The organism is Nesterenkonia sp. LB17 (assembly GCF_022565915.1).
Lineage (GTDB): Bacteria > Actinomycetota > Actinomycetes > Actinomycetales > Micrococcaceae > Nesterenkonia.
In genome coordinates, this window is record NZ_JAJOYX010000006.1 from 61,751 (window position 1) to 78,311 (window position 16,561).

Consider the following 16,561-nt stretch of genomic DNA (forward strand, 5'->3'; position numbering starts at 1 on the left):
GCATGACCCCAGCAGAGCTGGAGGCCAGGCAGCTGGCATTCATGGAGTCCTTCGACGCGCACCCGCCGATCGCGGAGGCGATTCAGCACACCGGCGTCTACGCCACCAGCGTGCACCTGGAATCGTTGCAGCACCGCCCGGGAGCGGGGGTGACCGGGGTCTACCGGGTGGCGACCGGACGCCCCGTGATGCCGCGCGGCGGACCTGCGGGGGCCTATACCGAGACCTCTGACCACGTGGACGAGCTCTATGTGGGCATGACCACCGAGCCGGTGCCCGCTGACGCTGACGGTGTCGTCCAGTCACACAGCCCCTATGGCCGGCTCTCGATCTGGCAGCACCCGCTGGACCCCTCGCTGCCAGGGCTGCGCATCGCGACCGACCCAGACTCGGTCCGCAATGTCTGGGGGGCAGGCCGGGACCTGGTCAGCCTGGAGACCATCAGCTATCGGCCGTTGCGTCGGGCCGTGATCGCCGCGGAGTTCGACGACGGCACCCGGCTGTTCCTGAAGGTCCTGCGTGAGCGTCGCGCCCATCATCTGCACACCCGGCACCAGCTGCTGCTCGACGCCGGGATCCCCGCCGCCGTGCCGGTGCGTGAGCCGGTGCTCGACGTCGTCGCCCTGCAGGAAGGCTCGGGGGAGTCCCTGGCAGAGTATTTCCTCGCCGACGGCGCCGCCGCCGCCGCGCCGGAGCAGTTCATCGATCTGCTCGAGAAGCTGCCCGCGGAGGTCATGACGCTTCCGGCACGAGAGGCCTGGACCGATCGGCTCTCGGCATACGCCTCGGCGGCCTCCTCGGCTCTGCCCGAGGCGGAGGACCGGATCCGCGCACTGGTGGAACACATCAGCGCTGCGCTCCCGCTGACCGATCGTGGCCCGGTGGTGCCCACCCACGGTGACTTCTATGAGGCCAATCTGCTGATGCGCGGCGGAGAGGTCTCGGCGCTGTTGGACGTGGATTCTCTGGGGCCGGGTCACCGGGTGGATGATCTCGCCTGTTTCCTGGGCCACCTTGCGGTGCTGCCCGCCGTGGACCCGCGCTATGTCCACGTCCCTGCCGCGTTCGAGCGCTTCGCTTCCGGATTCGCCGCCACCGTCGATGCGCAGGGGCTTCGGGTGCGCACCGCCTCCGTGGCGCTGTCCCTGGTGGCCGGTGCGCGCGACACCCGTCGGCGGCAGTGGCAGGCGCAGGCCGAGCATCGGCTCAGCTGTGCGGAGGCCGTGGTCGGTCTGCGCCCCGCGGGCCCGGCGCTGCCGGAGTGGCCGAGGCTCTAGAACTGAACGATCACGCCGTCGGCCAGCAGATCTGGGTGTGCCACTTCTCAGGATCAGGCTCGGCCCCTGGATCCGTGAGGTAGCTCTCCCACATCATGTCGCCGGGCGTGACGTCGGCGTCGACGAAGTAGCGTTCCAGCTCGGAGTACGTGCGCTCCAACGTGTCGTATGACCCGATGTGGATCGCTTCGACCACACGGCCACCGGGGAGACTGCCCGGAGCGACGGGTCCGTCCGGTGTGATGGGCGAGTCGACGGGAAATCCTGCCTCGACATCCACCGTGTCTCCCGGGCGACCGTGATATCTGCCGAACGGGGCACCCGTGGGGCTGACGCCCTGGGCTTGCAGCACTCGCATCGTCTCTTCAAACGCCCGAGAGAAGAAGTCGGTCAGTCCCGTCATCGGCACCCGCTCCCTGATGCCGGCGGTGTGCTTCTCGGAGAGCTGGGTGAGTCTGATGTCTGTCATAGGGTGATGCTCGTCGGGGAGACGCGCCACGGGTAGAGCCGAAAGTCCCTGCCGAGGATCCGACGGCCGAGCAGATCAGCTGCGCATCCTGCGCTTCAACCGGGTGAGCTTGCGGCGCAGGTCCGCCGCGGCCTCGGCCTTGCCCTGCCGCATCAGCGCCTCGATCTGACCCTCCAGGGCATCGGCCATCAGTGCAGGGCTGGCCTCGCGCTCGTCGGTGGACATCCGGAAGATCGTCTCGGCCTCATCGGCCCGCCCCATCTCCAGCAGCACCTTGGCCGCGAAGACCTCTGCGTCCCCGGCCGCATCCTCGTCTCCGGCCTCGGCGAACAGGTCAGCGGCTTCCAAGCCGGCGGCCACCGCCTTGGTTCCTTCACCCAGCGCCGTCCATCCGCGTGCCAGTGAATCGGTGATGTCCGCGCGCTGCCAGGTGGTCCCGTGTTCTCTCGCCAGAGCCAGCGCGCGATCCAGATGATCGATTCCGGTCTGGTCCTCGGCGCGGGTGAGCAGGTGCCCCAGAGAGTGGAGCGCCTGCAGCAGCACCAGCGGGTCCAGGTCCTCGCTGTGCTCGACCAGCTCGAGTCCACGTTCGTAGTGGCCGCGGGCCACCTCGAGGCGGTCCAGGGAGGCGGCCAGCGCCCCCGCGGCAAGATGGGCGCGCGCTGCCTCATCGGTCTCCTGGACCTCGCTGAAGAGCTCTGCGGCCTCGTTCCAATGCGACATCGCCTCCAGCGGCCGCTTCAGATGGGTCACCGCGTGGCCGAGCCCCATCAGCGCCCGGGCCCGGGTGGACCGGTCCTCCGCGGAGCCGCCCAGCCGCACGGAGAGGGCATCGAGCACCTTCTCCGCCTCGGGATAGTCGTCCAGTTCCAGGAGCTGCTGGCCCAGCGCCAGGCTCAGCAGTCGCGATTCACGGAACTCTCCGAGCTCGGCCTGCTGCACCGCGACCCGCCAGGCCAGGACCGAAGCCTCGCCGTCGTCTTCTTCTCCGGTGAGCCCAGCCAGCAGCGCGGCAGCTGAGGCGGCGCCCTTGCGCACCCTGGCCGCGGCGTAGAGCTCCACGGAGCGCAGCGCTGACTCGATGGCTTCGAGATTGCGGTCTTCGTGATGGTGGATCGTGGCCTGCAGCATCGCCATGGCGCCGTGCACTGCACGATTCGCCGGCGCGGCGAGGACCAGCCCAGCTGTGGTGAGCGCCTCGGCGATCTCACCGGAGAGCAGCAGGGTGTGCGCCAGGAACATTCTGGCGCCGGCCAGCGCCTCGGGCCGGTCGAGAGCGGTGAGGATCGCACAGGCCTCCTGCACCAGCGGCAGGGTGGGTTCGGGTCCTTCGTCCTGGAGCCTGCGCACGGCCAGGGAGGAGAGCACATCAGCGAGCTCCACGGTGACATTCCCGGACGCCTGGTCCTCCGCGCGCAGATCTTCGGCGACCCGGGACAGGATCTCACCCTCCACCCGGTCAGGTTCGCGCAGCAACATCGCGCCGAGGTCGTCTTCGACCCGGGCCTGCCGGAAGCGGCCCAGCTCGCGCAGCAGGCTCAGCCGCTGGGCGATGAAGGGAGCTGAAGCGGCGGAGTCCCCGCGCATCTCATGGACCCCGGCCAGGATGCGCAGCAGCATCAGCCGGTTCTCGGGATCCTCGCCGCCGGGAGAGCGCAGTCCGGCCTCAGCGGCCTCAGCGGCCGTGCGGAACCGCTCACCGTAGGCACCCTCGTATGCAAGGTCGAGCCAGCCCGCGGCGTCGTCGGCGGGCACAGTCGTCCCACCGGCGGCCTCGAGGAGTGCCGTCAGACGCGGAATCAGCGGACTCGTCATCTGCACCAGAGTAACGCCGATCGAGTGCCGTCGTAGAATGGCGCTCATGACTTCTTCCCCTCCGGCGCCTCGGCGTGTCCGCCGCGTCACGGGGTTCACCGCGATCACCGCCGCTGGGGTCATGGCTCTGACGAGCTGTTCGTCGCCGCCCCCCACGGAGGAGCCCACCGGCCGCGCCGCCGAGGGGGCCTGGACCATCGCAGTCGGGGATCACCCGCTGGATCAGACCATCGCCAATGTCTACGCTCTGGCGCTGAACTCCCGGGACACTCCCGCCGTGGTGGAGACCTCCGATCGCCGCCCCGCTGATGTGGTCGCCGAAGGTGAGACCGATCTGGTCCTCGGGCGATCCCTGACCTTAGCCCGGCAGCTCGATCCCGAGGCGTTCGCCGAGCTGGAGCAGCCGAGCTCGGCCGAGCTGCTCGGCGTGATCGAAGACAGCCTCGATGATCAGGCCCAGCTGCTGGACCCGATCGCTGCGGTGCTCGGCAGCTCCCTGGTGATCACCTCGATCACCGCCGAGCTCAATGACATCGCCACCGAGGGGGAGGTGGATGATCCCGCCTTCGCCGATGCCTGTGACGAGCTGCGCATCGGGGTGCGTCCGGACCTGCCCGCCCCGGAGCCTCTTCTGGCCGAGGTCTATGACTGCGATCCCGCCGAGATCGTCGTCGCGGGGGAGAACGAACTGCTCAACGCGGTGATCACCGCCGAGCTCGACGCCGCGATCGTCACGACCTCGCACCCCGACATCCAGGAGCAGGGGCTCATCGCGCTCACCGATGCTGAGCGCGCCTTCCCGCAGGAGCAGTACGTTCCGGTGGTCTCCGCGGAGATCGCCGAGGAGGTCCCCGGGGTGGCGGTGGAGCTGGCTCAGGCGTTGAACGAGGACGCCCTGGTCACGCTGCGCCGACTCATCGACGGGGATCAGGGGCTGACCCCGCAGGAGGCCGCGGAGTACTGGCTGGTCCAGGAGGGCTTCGTCGCGGAGCCCGAGGACTGGGGCTGACGAGGCTCGTAGCTGAGGGCAGACCGCTGGGTTCGCGCAGCTGTGCGCAACTCGCCGAACGGGTCGAGGCTTGTAACGTCCCGACGCGGACCGTGTCATAGGGCACAATCTGTTCATGGAGGAATTCGAGGACTTCACTCAGGCCCAGAAGCTCCGCAACGTGCGGTACGACGTGCGCGGACCCATCGCAGTGGAAGCCGCGCGACTAGAGCGCGCGGGCCACCGGATCACCAAGCTGAACATCGGCAATATGGCGCCCTTCGGCTTTGACGCGCCGGACTCGATCCTGGTGGACATGATCAAGAACCTTCCCAGCTCCCAGGGCTACTCCGAGTCCCAGGGCATCTACTCGGCCCGCACCGCGGTGGCCCAGTACTACCAGTCCCGCGGCATGCGCGATGCCGAGGTGTCGGACGTGATCCTGGGCAACGGGGTCTCCGAGCTGATCACGATGGTGCTGCAGGCGCTGCTCAACCCCGGCGACGAGGTCCTCATCCCAGCGCCGGACTACCCGCTGTGGACCGCGATCACCACCTTGTGCAGCGGACGCGCCGTCCACTACGTCTGCGACGAGGAGAACCACTGGTGGCCGGACCCGGAAGAGGTCGAGTCCAAGGTCACCGACCGGACCAAGGCCCTGGTGCTGATCAACCCGAACAATCCGACCGGGGCGGTCTACCCGCGCGAGATCCTCGAAGCCATGGTGGACATCGCCCGGCGGCACAATCTCCTGCTGCTCTCCGATGAGATCTACGAGAAGATCACCTTCGACGACGCGGAGATGATCAACGCCTGCACCCTGGCCGACGATGTCTTCACGATCACCTTCTCCGGGCTGTCCAAGACCTGGCGCGTGGCAGGATTCCGCTCGGGCTGGCTCTACATGTCGGGACCCAAGCACCGGGCCAAGAACTACATCGAGGGCCTGAACCTGATGTCGAACCTGCGCATGTGCCCCAACGTCCCGGCCCAGCACGCGATCCAGACCGCGCTCGGCGGCTACCAGTCCGTGGAGGAGTTCATCCGTCCCGGCGGCAGGCTCTACGAGCAGCGCAATGTCGCGCACAAGCTGCTCGCAGAGATCGAAGGCGTCGACGTCCACCAGGCCGACGGCGCGCTCTACCTCTTCCCGCGGCTGGACCCCGAGATCTATCCGATCCAGAACGATGAGACCTTCGTGATGGAGCTGCTGCGCCAGCAGAAGATCCTGGTCTCCCACGGTCGGGCGTTCAACTGGATCGATGACAACCACTTCAGGCTGGTGTCGCTGCCTCCGGTGGAGGAGCTGGAAGAGGCCATCGCCGGGATTGCGGACTTCCTGGCCTCCTACCGAGACGCGTTCGCCCGCACCTGAGCGGCCCGCCGCGAAGAATCGAGCAGGTGACGAGCTGAGCCGGTGACACGCTCAGCATGTGAAACAGGGGGGCTCTTTCGCCCCGGAAGGTGCAGGATAGGACAGTGCGCAACTCCAGGATGCAGGAATTCGAAGACTTCACCCAGTCGCCCAAGCTTCAGGACGTCCGGTACGACGTGCGCGGACCCATCGCGCAGGAGGCCGCCCGGCTGGAGCGCGAAGGGCATGCGATCACCCGGCTGAACATCGGCAACCCCGCGCCCTTCGGCTTCGAGGCGCCGGACTCGATCCGGATGGCGATGATCAGCAACCTCCACGACGCGCAGGGCTACTCCGACTCCCAGGGCATCTACTCGGCCCGGATCGCGGTGGCGCAGTACTACCAGGCGCGCGGGATGACCGAGGCCGATCCCTCAGACATCTACCTGGGCAACGGGGTCTCCGAGCTGATCTCGATGGTGCTCCAGGCGCTGCTCGCCCCCGGTGACGAGGTGCTCATCCCAGCTCCGGACTACCCGCTGTGGACCGGCGCCACGACGCTGGCCGGCGGCCGGGCTGTGCACTACATCTGCGACGAGGACAACAGCTGGTGGCCGGACCCGGAGGAGATCGAGTCCAAGGTCACCGCCCGCACCAAGGCCCTGGTCATCATCAACCCGAACAACCCGACCGGAGCGGTCTACCCGCGCGAGATCCTCGAAGCCATGGTGGACATCGCCCGGCGGCACAACCTGATGCTGCTCTCGGACGAGATCTACGAGAACATCACCTTCGACGACGCCGAGATGATCAACGCCTGCACGCTCTCCGACGACGTCTTCACGATCACCTTCTCCGGACTCTCGAAGACCTGGCGGGTCGCGGGCTTCCGCTCGGGCTGGATCTATGTCTCCGGCCCGACCCACCGTGCGAAGAACTACATGGAGGGGCTGACCCTCCTGATGAACATGCGCATGTGCGCCAATGTGCCGGCACAGCACGCGATCCAGGCGGCTCTGGGCGGGCATCAGTCCATCAAGGACCTGATCGACCCGGGCGGGCGGCTCTTCGAGCAGCGCGAGACCGCGTTCCGGCTGCTGCGTGAGATCGAGGGGGTGCAGGTGCACCAGGCCGACGGCGCGCTGTACCTCTTCCCGCGGCTGGACCCGGAGATCTATCCGATCGAGAACGACGAGAAGTTCGTCATCGAGCTGCTGCGTCAGCAGAAGATCCTGGTCTCCCACGGACGCGCGTTCAACTGGATCGATGACAACCACTTCCGACTGGTGACCCTGCCCGGGGTCGAAGACCTCGAGCACGCCATCGCCGGGATCGCGGAGTTCCTCGCGGACTACCGCGACGCCGCCGTCCGGGCCTGAGCAGTCGCCTCGGGCCGGCCTCGTTGGACGGTGAGACGGTGAGACGGTGAGACGGTGAGACGGTGAGACGGTGAGACGGTGCCGGCGGAGGCCTGCGCCGGCTGGGCTGCGGTCCATGGTGACCGGCCAGGCCCTCACCGGCCGCCCCGGAGCTCAGCTGTCCTCGGTCAGCTCCGCGCGGACTTCCTCCAGACGGGTCCTGGCGCCGTCGAGCCAGCGCTCGCACCGGTCGGCCAAGGCTTCACCGCGCTGCCACAGCGCCAGTGACTCCTCCAGCGGAGCGCCGCCGGTCTCGAGCTTGGTCACCACAGAGATGAGCTCCTCCCGGGCGCGCTCGTAGCTCATAGTCTCGATGTCCTCGGTCTGCGCGGTGCTGAACTCGGTGGACTTCGAGGTCGGTGCTCCTGTGGTGCTGCCGTCGTCGGTCATTGCGCTGCCTCTCGGTTCTGGATCTGTGCATCGTGTTCGGCCTGAGCGGCCCTGCGGTCTCTGGGGAAGATCTCCTCGGCGCGGGCGGTGAGCTCGCCGGAGGCGACCATGATGCTCAGCCGATCCCCGACGGCCACGGTGCCGGCGTCGCGCAGGACGTCCCAGCCTGTGCCGCCCTGGGTCTGCACCACGGCGTAGCCGCGGTCAAGGGTGGACTGCGGGGAGAGCGACCGGACCCGAGCCCGGGTCTGTGCGACCCAGTCGGTGTCGCGGCGCAACGCGGTCTCCATGCCGAAGAGCGAGCGACGCCGCAGCATCAGCAGCTCTTGGGCGCGCCCGGTGATCATGTCCTGGGGCTGGGCGAGCACCGGCCGGGATCGCAGCGCCTGAAGCCATTCGGTCTCGCGACCGATGAGCCGTTGGACGCCGGCTGACATGCGTTCGCGGGCGTGGGTGAGCTGATCGCGCTCCTGGGCCTCATCGACCACCAGCAGCTTCGCGGCGCCGGTGGGGGTGGAGGCGCGCATATCGGCGACCTCATCGAGCAGCGGGCGGTCCGCCTCGTGCCCGATGGCGGAGACGACCGGTGTGTGGGCCGCCGCCACGGCGCGGATCAGGCGTTCGTCGGAGAAGGGCAGCACCACCTCCTCCAGGGCGCCGCCGCCGCGGGCGATCACGATCACCTCCACCGCTGGGTCGGCGTCGAGTTCGGCCAGGGCCGCCGCGACCTCCTGGGGCGCGCCGGGTCCCTGGGTCGCGACCTCACGGATCTCGAACTGCGCGGCGGCCCAGCGGGCGTGGGTGTTGCGCAGGATGTCCTTCTTCGCGTCGGAGTTCCGGCCGGTGATCAGCCCGATCCGCAGCGGCAGCACCGGCAGCGGCTTCTTCCGATCCAACCGGAAGAGGCCCTCGGCGGCGAGGCGCTGCCTGAGCTGCTCGATCCGGGCCAGCAGGTCACCCAGTCCCACCGGCTTCATCTGCTGGGCCACCAGCGAGAGCCGCCCGGACTTCTCGTAGAGGTTCGGCTTGACCAGGGCCACCACCCGAGAGCCGGGCTGGACGGTCCCGCTGAGGCTGCCGGCGACGGTGCGCCAGGCCACCGTGGAGAACGAGACCTCCTGCTCCAGGTCCCGCAGGGTCATCCAGGCGTTGCCGTTGCGCAGGTTGAACTCCACCAGCTGGCCTTCGACCCAGGTCGGCGGTGCCGCCTCGATATGGGCCTTGAGCTTGCCGGAATAGGTGCTCAGCGCCCACGGCGTCTCCGCCGAGGTGTCCTGCGCCTGTGCCGGCTCGCTCATGTTCTGCCTTCGATCATCGACGGTCTCCCCGGAAGGTTCGCTATGGTGCTTACAGCCTATGCCACCCCCTTGACATGGTTGAAGGAGTTATCCACATGCGCCAGGTGCTCAGTGTCATCTCGCTGCTGCTGGCCGCGGTGCTGGCCGGCTCGGCGCTGGCGGGGTTCCAGGCCGACCAGCTCCTGCGCGAGGACGAGCCCATTCGGCAGATCGCCGGCGAGCTCCCGCAGCAGGAGGGGTTCAGCGAGCTGGTCTCCGAGACGCTGCTGGATCAGATGGAGTCTGAGCTGCCCGGAGGGCTGGCGAATCTGCTCGGTGACCGGGCAGACTCCGCCGTGGACTCCATCGTGGCCTCCATGTTGGAGAACGAGGAGATCGACGCCGCCTGGGACGAGACCCTGCAGGGCACCCGGGTGGACTACGCCGCGCAGCTGGAGACCATGTTCGATCAGGGCACCACAGGGCAGTCCAGCGACCTGGACCTCGCCGTGGATCTGAGCCCGATGGCGGAGGCCATGACCGGGCCGCTGCGCGAGGGTCTGGACTCGGCCCTGGGCTGGCTGCCCTTCCTGGACACCGCCAGCTTCGAGTTCCTCGCCCCCGAGGTGGTGGTGGACATCGAAGCCACCACCGGAGAGGGCGCCGATCCCTACACCTGGGCGCTGCTGGCCGAGGTCAGCAGACATTGGCTGGTGCTCGCGGTCCTGGCCGGGGTGATGGTCGCGGTGGGCCTTCTGCTGGGACCGGGCCGCAGCCGATGGGTGGCGCTGGCCCTCGGCGGCCTGCTCGGAGTGGGCCTGGGGCTCGGGATCGCGCTCACCGTCGCGGCAGCGGAGTTCGGCGCAGTGACCGATGCGGCCACCCAGTCCCTGGTGGACCACCTCGAGGTGCAGATCACCGCATGGGCCCAGCCGGCCTGGTGGGTCTTCAGCGGCGCGGCGGGCGCCGCCGTCGTCGTCGGACTGCTCGGCAGTGTAGCCGCGCGGAGCAGCCGAAGGGTGACCTCGCCGCGAGGCCTCGATCGGTGACCTTGGCCGGCGGCTTGATCCGGTGACCCGAACTGGGGCTTCACCCGGTGACTTCAACCAGGGACACGGTGTGACGGCCCCAGCCACCCGCCGGTAGACTCAGCCCCATGACTTCCACCGCCACCGCTCCCGACGCTTCGGCCCGGCGACAGCACATCGCTGTCCCCATGCCGATGGTGCCCCGCCGGCGCCGCAGCCCCGAGGAAGTGGCCGCAGAGTCCACCTTCACCGGTCCGCGCAAGGTGCTGCTCGCGGCGCCGCGCGGCTATTGCGCCGGGGTTGACCGCGCCGTCGTCGCCGTGGAGAAGGCGCTGGAGACCTACGGTGCTCCGGTCTACGTGCGCAAAGAGATCGTGCACAACCGACACGTCGTGGAGACCCTGCAGGAGAAGGGCGTCATCTTCGTCGAGGAGGCCGATGAGGTCCCCGAGGGTGCGCTGCTCGTCTTCTCGGCACACGGAGTCTCCCCGGCGGTCAAAGACCTGGCCGACAGTCGGAATCTGCAGACCATCGACGCGACCTGCCCGCTGGTCACCAAGGTTCACCGCGAGGCCGTGCGCTTCGCCAGGGACGACTACGAGATCCTGCTGATCGGCCACGAGGGCCACGAAGAGGTCGAGGGCACCTACGGCGAGGCGCCGGACAACACCACGATCGTCAACGGTCCCTGGGAGGTCGATGACCTCCAGGTGCGCAACCCTGATCAGCTGATCTGGCTCTCACAGACCACGCTCTCGGTGGACGAGACCATGGAGACCGTGCAGAAGCTGCGCGAGCGCTTCCCGAAGCTGCAGGATCCGCCCTCAGACGACATCTGCTACGCCACCTCCAACCGACAGGCCGCGATCAAGAAGGTCGCTCCGCAGTCGGATCTGGTGATCGTGGTGGGCTCCGAGAACTCCTCGAACTCCGTGCGGCTCAAAGAGGTCGCCAAGGAGTACGGCGCCGCCCGCGCCGAGCGCGTGGACTACGCCAACCAGGTCGATGAGGCCTGGTTCCAGGAGGCCGCGACGATCGGGGTGACCTCCGGAGCCTCGGTCCCCGAGGTCCTGGTCGACGACGTCCTCCGGCTGCTCGCCGACTACGGCTACGGCAAGGTCGAAGAGGTCATCACCGCCGAAGAGGACATCGTGTTCTCGCTGCCCAAGGAGATCCGCAAGGCGCTCACCCAGGCCGGCCACGACGACGTCGGCACCGGTGGCCGCAAGCGCAGCGCCTGCTCCACCTCCTGAGCCCCCAAGAGCCTCCGAGTTCCAGTTCTGGGCCCTGTTCGTGGGGGAGCGGTGCGCCCGGTCCGGGCATGACCTGGGCTGACATACGATGAGGAGATGACGGTGCTGGGCATGACTGCGGTGATCGCGGCCGCGGTGTTGATCGGCACCATCCTCCAACGGGTCTCCGGCACCGGTGTGGGCCTGGTGGTCGCCCCGGTGCTCTCCATCCTTCTCGGCCCCGCCTTCGGGGTGCTGGTGACCAATATGACCACCTTCGTCTCCGGCGGCCTGATCATGATCGCGGTCTGGTCCCATGTCAGCTGGCGGCGCTTCTGGCTGATCATGCCCGCCTCGGTGCTGGGCGCGATTCCCGGGGCCTGGGTCGTCGGGCAGCTCAGCGCCGGCTGGCTGTCGATCATCGTCGGCGCGATCGTGGTCTTCGCGCTGCTGGTGACCTTCGCGCTGCCGAAGCTGCCGCATCTGCCCGGCCGCGGCGCCGGACTCTTCGCAGGGCTGCTGGGCGGATTCTTCAACACCACCTCTGGCGTCGCCGGGCCGGTGATGGTCATCTACTCCCGGGTCTCGCGCTGGGACCATCGCAGCTTCGCGGCCACGCTGCAACCGATCTTCATGACCATGGGTGCGGTCTCGGTGATCACGAAGCTGCTGATGGGCTCGGTGGAGGTCAACGGTCAGGCCGGGCCTCCGCTGGGATGGCTGTTCCCGGTGATCGTGGTGACCGTGATCGTGGGAATCCTGCTCGGCACGCAGCTGGCCAAACGCGTGTCCATTCCCACCGCGCGGACGCTCGCGATGACGCTGGCCGGACTCGGAGGAGCGGGCGCGATCATCCGCGGCACCATGGACGTCCTGGCATGACGGGTGCGCACACCACAGGGGCGCTCCCATGACCGCGCAGAGCGCACACAGCCGCCGACTGCTCATCGCGCTGTTCTTCATCGGGGTGGCGACCTTCGCCCAGCTCTACTCGCCCCAGGGCCTGCTGCCGCTGATCGCGACGGAGCAGGAGGTCTCCGCCGACCGAGCGGCGCTGATGATCTCCACCGCCACCCTCGGGCTCGCCCTCGGCGTGATCCCCTGGTCCTATATCGGGGACGCCCACGGGCGGAAGAAGGCCATGATCTGGGCGATCAGCCTCGCCTGCTTCTTCGGGATCCTTGCGGTGCTCATGCCCGTCCTCTTCGTGAGCCAGGGCTTCGAGCTCACCCTGCTGATGCGCTTCATCGAGGGGTTCATGCTCGGCGGGGTGCCGGCACTGGCCGTGGCGTACCTCAACGAGGAGGTCAGTCCCAAGATCGCGGTGGCCGCGGCGGGCACGTATATCTCGGGGACCTCGCTGGGCGGTCTGACCGGTCGCATCGTGGCGGCCCCAGTGGGGGAGCAGCTCGGCTGGAAGATCGGGATGCTCACCGTGACGCTGATCGCCGTGGCCTGCGTGGTGGTGTTCCTGCGGCTGGCGCCCATCGCGCAGAACTTCACCCCGCGCCGGGTCCGGCTGCGCGAGATCGTGCCGGCGCTGACCGGGAACCTGCGCTCAGCCACCCTCTGGACCCTGTACCTGCAGGGCTTCCTCACCATGGGCGGCTTCGTGGCCATGTACAACTTCCTGGGCTTCCACCTCTCCGCTCCGCCGTATTCGATCCCGTTGTGGATCGTCTCCTTCGTCTTCCTCGCCTACCTGGCCGGCACCTGGTCCTCCCCGCGGGCCGGACGGCTGGCCGCGCGATACTCGCGCAAACCGGTGCTGATCGCAGGGAACCTGATCATGATCCTGGGCGTCGGACTGACCCTGGTGCCGCATCTGGCGGTGATCATCCTGGGCACCGTGGTGCTCACCGCAGGGTTCTTCGCCGCCCACGCCGTCGCCTCGGGCTGGGTCGGTGCGGCCGCCACGGCCGGTCGTGCCCAGTCGGCCTCGCTGTATAACCTGGGCTACTACGGCGGCTCCTCGATCTTCGGCTACCTCGGCGGAACCGCGCTGAACGCCGCGGGCTGGTCCGGGACGGTCCTGATGGTGCTCGGACTCGCCGGGCTCGCGACCGTGCTGGCCGTCGTGGTCCTGCCCAGGGACTGAGCGCCCCACACCTGAGCGCCCCACACCTGGGCGCCCAGGCACACCACGGCGCCCAGTTCGAGCAGGGTGACCACAGCTCGCTCGTCATCATTTCGGTTCAAGGTCGCAACTTATCCTGAGTCCCCGTAGACTCTGTGAGCCCTGTCACCAGATAGAGCGCACCCCAGCACCCCACCAGCAGGAGTACCGGCAATGACGACGCCTCCGCGTTCACGTGTCTCAGGCGACCACCTGAAGAAATACGACCCCCGCACGCAGTCGGAGGCCGAGTCCGAAGAGCTCTCAGTCGGTGCTCGCGCCGAGGGCCTCGAACGCCCGGCTCTGCTGCGCCGGATGATCGGCCTCATCGGCGGCGTCGTCCTGGCGCTCCTGGTCTACACCGTGATGCCCGGGGACATGGAGGTCTGGCCCCGGCTGACCGCCGCCACCGCGGTGCTGATGGCAGTGTGGTGGATGACCGAGGCCATCCCGATCCCGGCCACGGCGCTGCTGCCGCTGATCATCTTCCCGCTGCTGGTCCCCGCGGGGGACTTCGGCAGCGCCGAGGAGGCGGTGGGCGGGGTCTCCGTCGACGACGTGGGCGCCAGCTACGGAAACAACATCATCTTCCTGTTCATGGGCGGCTTCATGCTCGCCCTGGCCATGCAGCGCTGGAACCTGCACCGCAGGATCGCGCTGATGACCCTGCGCGCCATGGGCTCCAAGCCGGTGAACCTGATCGCCGGATTCATGATCGCCACCGGCTTCCTCTCCATGTGGGTCTCCAACACCGCCACCGCGGTGATGATGCTGCCCATCGGCGTCTCGGTGCTGATGCTGGTCAGCAAGATCATGAAGGGCGAGGACCCGGCCACGGCCAAGCACGCCGACGAGGAAGAGACGAACCAGGCGCTGAAGTCGAACTTCGGCACCGCCCTGATGCTCGGCATCGCCTACGCCGCATCCATCGGCTCCCTGGGCACCATCATCGGCACCCCGCCCAACGCGCTGCTGGCCGGTCACATGTCGGCCAACCACGACCTGACCATCGGCTTCGGCCAGTGGATGCTCGTGGGTGTGCCGATCTCGATCATCATGCTGGTCATCGCCTGGGTCCTGCTGACCCGGGTGCTCTTCCGCCCCGAGATCGACGACATCCCCGGCGGCGGTGACCTGATCCGTGACGAGCTGCGCAAGCTCGGTCCGATGTCCGCCGCCGAGGTGCGCGTGCTGGTCATCTTCGTGCTCGCCGCGGCCTCCTGGGTCTTCATCCCGCTGATCTCCACCAACCTGCTCGGCATGGAGGATCCGTTCATCTCCGATGCGGGCATCGCCATGGTCGTGGGTCTGCTGCTGTTCCTGCTCCCCGGCGGCGCCGCCAAGGGTGTGCGCCTGCTGGACTGGGAGTACGCCGCGAAGCTGCCCTGGGGCGTGCTGCTGCTCTTCGGCGGAGGCCTGGCCCTCTCGGCTCAGTTCGGCAACTCCGGGCTCTCCGTCTGGCTCGGCACGCAGGTCGAGGGCCTCGCCGGGATCCCGGTCTGGGTCCTGGTCCTGGTCGCGGCCTTGGGCATCCTGGTGCTCACCGAGATGACCTCGAACACGGCGACGGCGGCCACCTTCCTTCCGGTCGCCTCCGGCGTGGCGATGGGCACCGGTGTCGACCCGTTGATCCTCGCAGCCCCGGTGGCGCTGGCCGCGACCTGCGCCTTCATGCTGCCGGTGGCCACACCTCCGAACGCGATTGCCTACGGCTCCGGCTATGTGACCATCGGGCAGATGATCAAGGGCGGCGTCTGGCTCAACGTGGCCGGCGTCGTCATCATCACCGCGGTCTGCATGACCATCCTGGTCTGGGTCTTCGGCCTGACCCTGTAGCACCGAGGAGCTCCCACATGCCCGTCCTCTCGAGGAGCAGGGCACTTCACAACAGCGAAGTCAGGGGCAGTGAACCGCAGCGTCAGCGCGGATCGCTGCCCCTGACTCTTCACTGTCCTTGACTTTTCACTGCCCCTGATTGCGCTCAGACTCCAGCCGGGGACCCAGCGGGTTGACCTCGGTGCTCACCGTGGTGGTGCTCAGCGTCTCGCCGAGGTCCTCCAGCAGACCCTCCGCGGAGGTGGCGGTGGGCTCACCGACCTCCAGCCGGCTCATCGCCTCCACCTTGGGCAGCACCTGACGCTCGATGTTGCCGATCAGCGAGTTGTACGCCGTCACCGCCTGGCGCAGCCGGTCCCCGGTGCGGGCCAGATGTTCGCTCATCTTGGCCAGCCGGCGGTAGAGGTCGCGGGAATGATCCACGACCTCGCGGATGTTCTGCGCCAGCCGCTCCTGCCGCCAGGCCGCGGAGACGGCCTTGAGCGAGGCCAGCAGCGAGGCCGGGGAGACCAGGGTGACGCCCTTGGAGAGCGCGTCATCGAGCAGCATCGGGTCCGCCTCCATCGCCGCCGAGAGCAGAGACTCGGCAGGGACGAAGCAGAAGACCACATCGGGGGAGAGGTCCACCGCCTCCCAGTAGCGCTTCTTCGCCAGCTCATCCACCCGGGCACGCAGCGCCTTGGCCTGGGCCTTGGGGTCCGTGGCGTTCAAGGGGGCCTTCGCGTCCAGGACCAGCTGGCGTCCACCGGGCAGGTGCACCACCATGTCTGGGATCAGCAGCTGCCCGTCGGTCCCGCGTCCGCTGTGCTGCTCGGTGAAGTCCACATGGGGGAGCATCCCGGCGGACTCCACCACCCGGCGCAGCTGCACCTCGCCCCAGTGTCCGCGCGCCGAGGTCGAATGCAGGCTCCCGAGCAGCGCCTGGGTGGATTCGATGATCCGCGCATCGGTCTCTGCGGCGGAGGTCAGCTGCTGGGAGAGTCGGGAGTGCTGGGCGGCCCGCTCGGTCTCGAGCTCCTGGACCCGGCGGTGCATCTCGGTGACGCCCTGACGCACCGGGTGCAGCATCTCTACCAGCGTCTCGCGCTCCCTGGCCGCCTCGGAATCCTCCTCGCGCCGCCGCTCGAGCTCCCAGAGCCGGCCTTCTGCGGTGGCCAGCTCCTGCTGCGCCGACGCGAGCTGGGCCTGGGCGTCGACGAGGTCCGTCTGTGCGCCGTGCAGCTGACCGCGCAGCGCGGCGGCGTCCTCGGTGCCGCGGCGCAGCAGATAGAGCACCAGCCAGCTGCCCAGGACGCCGAGCAGAACACCGAGCAGGACAGCGGCGAAGAAGTACAGATTGGTCATGACACCCAGCATGTCAC

At 68.4% G+C, this 16,561-nt stretch carries 14 protein-coding genes; 9 read left to right on the forward strand and 5 right to left on the reverse strand.

Annotated features, from left to right (window positions below; genetic code table 11):
• Nucleotides 1-2 precede the first annotated feature (2 nt).
• Nucleotides 3-1,277: a phosphotransferase gene (locus tag LTH96_RS12050; protein WP_241466150.1), complete on the forward strand. Its 1,275-nt coding sequence runs from the start codon at nt 3-5 to the stop codon at nt 1,275-1,277.
• A 10-nt stretch (nt 1,278-1,287) separates the two neighbouring features.
• Here LTH96_RS12050 and LTH96_RS12055 read toward each other — a convergent pair whose 3' ends face one another.
• Both LTH96_RS12055 and LTH96_RS12060 read right to left on the reverse strand, forming a co-directional pair.
• Entirely contained in the window at nt 1,288-1,746 is a 459-nt protein-coding gene (locus LTH96_RS12055; RefSeq protein WP_241466152.1) for a GyrI-like domain-containing protein, read from the reverse strand.
• A gap of 75 nt (nt 1,747-1,821) precedes the next feature.
• Nucleotides 1,822-3,561 (reverse strand): hypothetical protein, encoded by a 1,740-nt coding sequence (locus tag LTH96_RS12060; RefSeq protein ID WP_241466154.1) that lies wholly within the window; start codon nt 3,559-3,561, stop codon nt 1,822-1,824.
• A gap of 46 nt (nt 3,562-3,607) precedes the next feature.
• On the opposite strand from LTH96_RS12060, the gene LTH96_RS12065 reads away from it, so the two are divergent.
• The 3 genes from LTH96_RS12065 to LTH96_RS12075 all read left to right on the forward strand — a co-directional run bounded on the left by LTH96_RS12065 (nt 3,608) and on the right by LTH96_RS12075 (nt 7,282).
• Complete coding sequence (locus tag LTH96_RS12065; RefSeq protein WP_241466156.1) at nt 3,608-4,570, forward strand: glycine betaine ABC transporter substrate-binding protein; 963 nt, start codon at nt 3,608-3,610, stop codon at nt 4,568-4,570.
• A 115-nt stretch (nt 4,571-4,685) separates the two neighbouring features.
• A complete protein-coding gene (locus LTH96_RS12070) occupies nt 4,686-5,924 on the forward strand; it encodes a pyridoxal phosphate-dependent aminotransferase (protein ID WP_241466158.1) in 1,239 nt (412 codons plus the stop codon).
• A gap of 119 nt (nt 5,925-6,043) precedes the next feature.
• The gene (locus LTH96_RS12075) at nt 6,044-7,282 is read left to right on the forward strand and encodes a pyridoxal phosphate-dependent aminotransferase (protein ID WP_241466297.1); all 1,239 of its coding nucleotides are present in this window, start codon (nt 6,044-6,046) and stop codon (nt 7,280-7,282) included.
• Between the two features lie 153 nt (nt 7,283-7,435).
• On the opposite strand, the gene LTH96_RS12080 is transcribed toward LTH96_RS12075, so the two are convergent.
• Together LTH96_RS12080 and xseA are read right to left on the reverse strand one after the other, a co-directional pair.
• Nucleotides 7,436-7,711, reverse strand: coding sequence for an exodeoxyribonuclease VII small subunit (locus LTH96_RS12080; RefSeq protein ID WP_241466160.1), 276 nt, complete (start codon nt 7,709-7,711; stop codon nt 7,436-7,438).
• Nucleotides 7,708-9,009, reverse strand: a complete 1,302-nt coding sequence (xseA, locus tag LTH96_RS12085; protein ID WP_241466162.1) for an exodeoxyribonuclease VII large subunit — start codon at nt 9,007-9,009, stop codon at nt 7,708-7,710. Before xseA ends, LTH96_RS12080 begins: the two co-directional genes overlap by 4 nt.
• 74 nt (nt 9,010-9,083) lie before the next feature.
• Between xseA and LTH96_RS12090 the strand changes: the two genes are divergently transcribed.
• The 5 genes from LTH96_RS12090 (at nt 9,084) to LTH96_RS12110 (ending at nt 15,200) form a co-directional block, all read left to right on the forward strand.
• On the forward strand, nt 9,084-10,037 hold the full coding sequence (locus LTH96_RS12090; RefSeq protein ID WP_241466164.1) for a hypothetical protein: 954 nt from the start codon (nt 9,084-9,086) through the stop codon (nt 10,035-10,037).
• Between the two features lie 107 nt (nt 10,038-10,144).
• A complete protein-coding gene (locus LTH96_RS12095) occupies nt 10,145-11,269 on the forward strand; it encodes a 4-hydroxy-3-methylbut-2-enyl diphosphate reductase (protein WP_241466166.1) in 1,125 nt (374 codons plus the stop codon).
• 96 nt (nt 11,270-11,365) lie between these two features.
• Nucleotides 11,366-12,130, forward strand: coding sequence for a sulfite exporter TauE/SafE family protein (locus LTH96_RS12100; protein WP_241466167.1), 765 nt, complete (start codon nt 11,366-11,368; stop codon nt 12,128-12,130).
• A 28-nt stretch (nt 12,131-12,158) separates the two neighbouring features.
• Nucleotides 12,159-13,346, forward strand: coding sequence for an MFS transporter (locus LTH96_RS12105; protein ID WP_241466169.1), 1,188 nt, complete (start codon nt 12,159-12,161; stop codon nt 13,344-13,346).
• A gap of 192 nt (nt 13,347-13,538) precedes the next feature.
• Nucleotides 13,539-15,200 (forward strand): DASS family sodium-coupled anion symporter, encoded by a 1,662-nt coding sequence (locus LTH96_RS12110; protein WP_241466171.1) that lies wholly within the window; start codon nt 13,539-13,541, stop codon nt 15,198-15,200.
• A 126-nt stretch (nt 15,201-15,326) separates the two neighbouring features.
• Here LTH96_RS12110 and rmuC read toward each other — a convergent pair whose 3' ends face one another.
• Nucleotides 15,327-16,544: a DNA recombination protein RmuC gene (rmuC, locus tag LTH96_RS12115; protein WP_241466172.1), complete on the reverse strand. Its 1,218-nt coding sequence runs from the start codon at nt 16,542-16,544 to the stop codon at nt 15,327-15,329.
• Nucleotides 16,545-16,561 lie beyond the last annotated feature (17 nt).

Coding starts and splice junctions, on each gene's coding strand:
- LTH96_RS12070 (WP_241466158.1), top strand. CDS start 4,686: ATGGAGGAATTCGAGGACTTCACTCAGGCCCAGAAGCTCCGCAACGTG.
- LTH96_RS12100 (WP_241466167.1), top strand. CDS start 11,366: ATGACGGTGCTGGGCATGACTGCGGTGATCGCGGCCGCGGTGTTGATC.
- LTH96_RS12055 (WP_241466152.1), bottom strand. CDS start 1,746: ATGACAGACATCAGACTCACCCAGCTCTCCGAGAAGCACACCGCCGGC.
- xseA (WP_241466162.1), bottom strand. CDS start 9,009: ATGAGCGAGCCGGCACAGGCGCAGGACACCTCGGCGGAGACGCCGTGG.
- LTH96_RS12105 (WP_241466169.1), top strand. CDS start 12,159: ATGACCGCGCAGAGCGCACACAGCCGCCGACTGCTCATCGCGCTGTTC.
- LTH96_RS12080 (WP_241466160.1), bottom strand. CDS start 7,711: ATGACCGACGACGGCAGCACCACAGGAGCACCGACCTCGAAGTCCACC.
- LTH96_RS12110 (WP_241466171.1), top strand. CDS start 13,539: ATGACGACGCCTCCGCGTTCACGTGTCTCAGGCGACCACCTGAAGAAA.
- LTH96_RS12065 (WP_241466156.1), top strand. CDS start 3,608: ATGACTTCTTCCCCTCCGGCGCCTCGGCGTGTCCGCCGCGTCACGGGG.
- LTH96_RS12060 (WP_241466154.1), bottom strand. CDS start 3,561: ATGACGAGTCCGCTGATTCCGCGTCTGACGGCACTCCTCGAGGCCGCC.
- LTH96_RS12075 (WP_241466297.1), top strand. CDS start 6,044: ATGCAGGAATTCGAAGACTTCACCCAGTCGCCCAAGCTTCAGGACGTC.
- LTH96_RS12095 (WP_241466166.1), top strand. CDS start 10,145: ATGACTTCCACCGCCACCGCTCCCGACGCTTCGGCCCGGCGACAGCAC.
- rmuC (WP_241466172.1), bottom strand. CDS start 16,544: ATGACCAATCTGTACTTCTTCGCCGCTGTCCTGCTCGGTGTTCTGCTC.
- LTH96_RS12050 (WP_241466150.1), top strand. CDS start 3: ATGACCCCAGCAGAGCTGGAGGCCAGGCAGCTGGCATTCATGGAGTCC.
- LTH96_RS12090 (WP_241466164.1), top strand. CDS start 9,084: ATGGTTGAAGGAGTTATCCACATGCGCCAGGTGCTCAGTGTCATCTCG.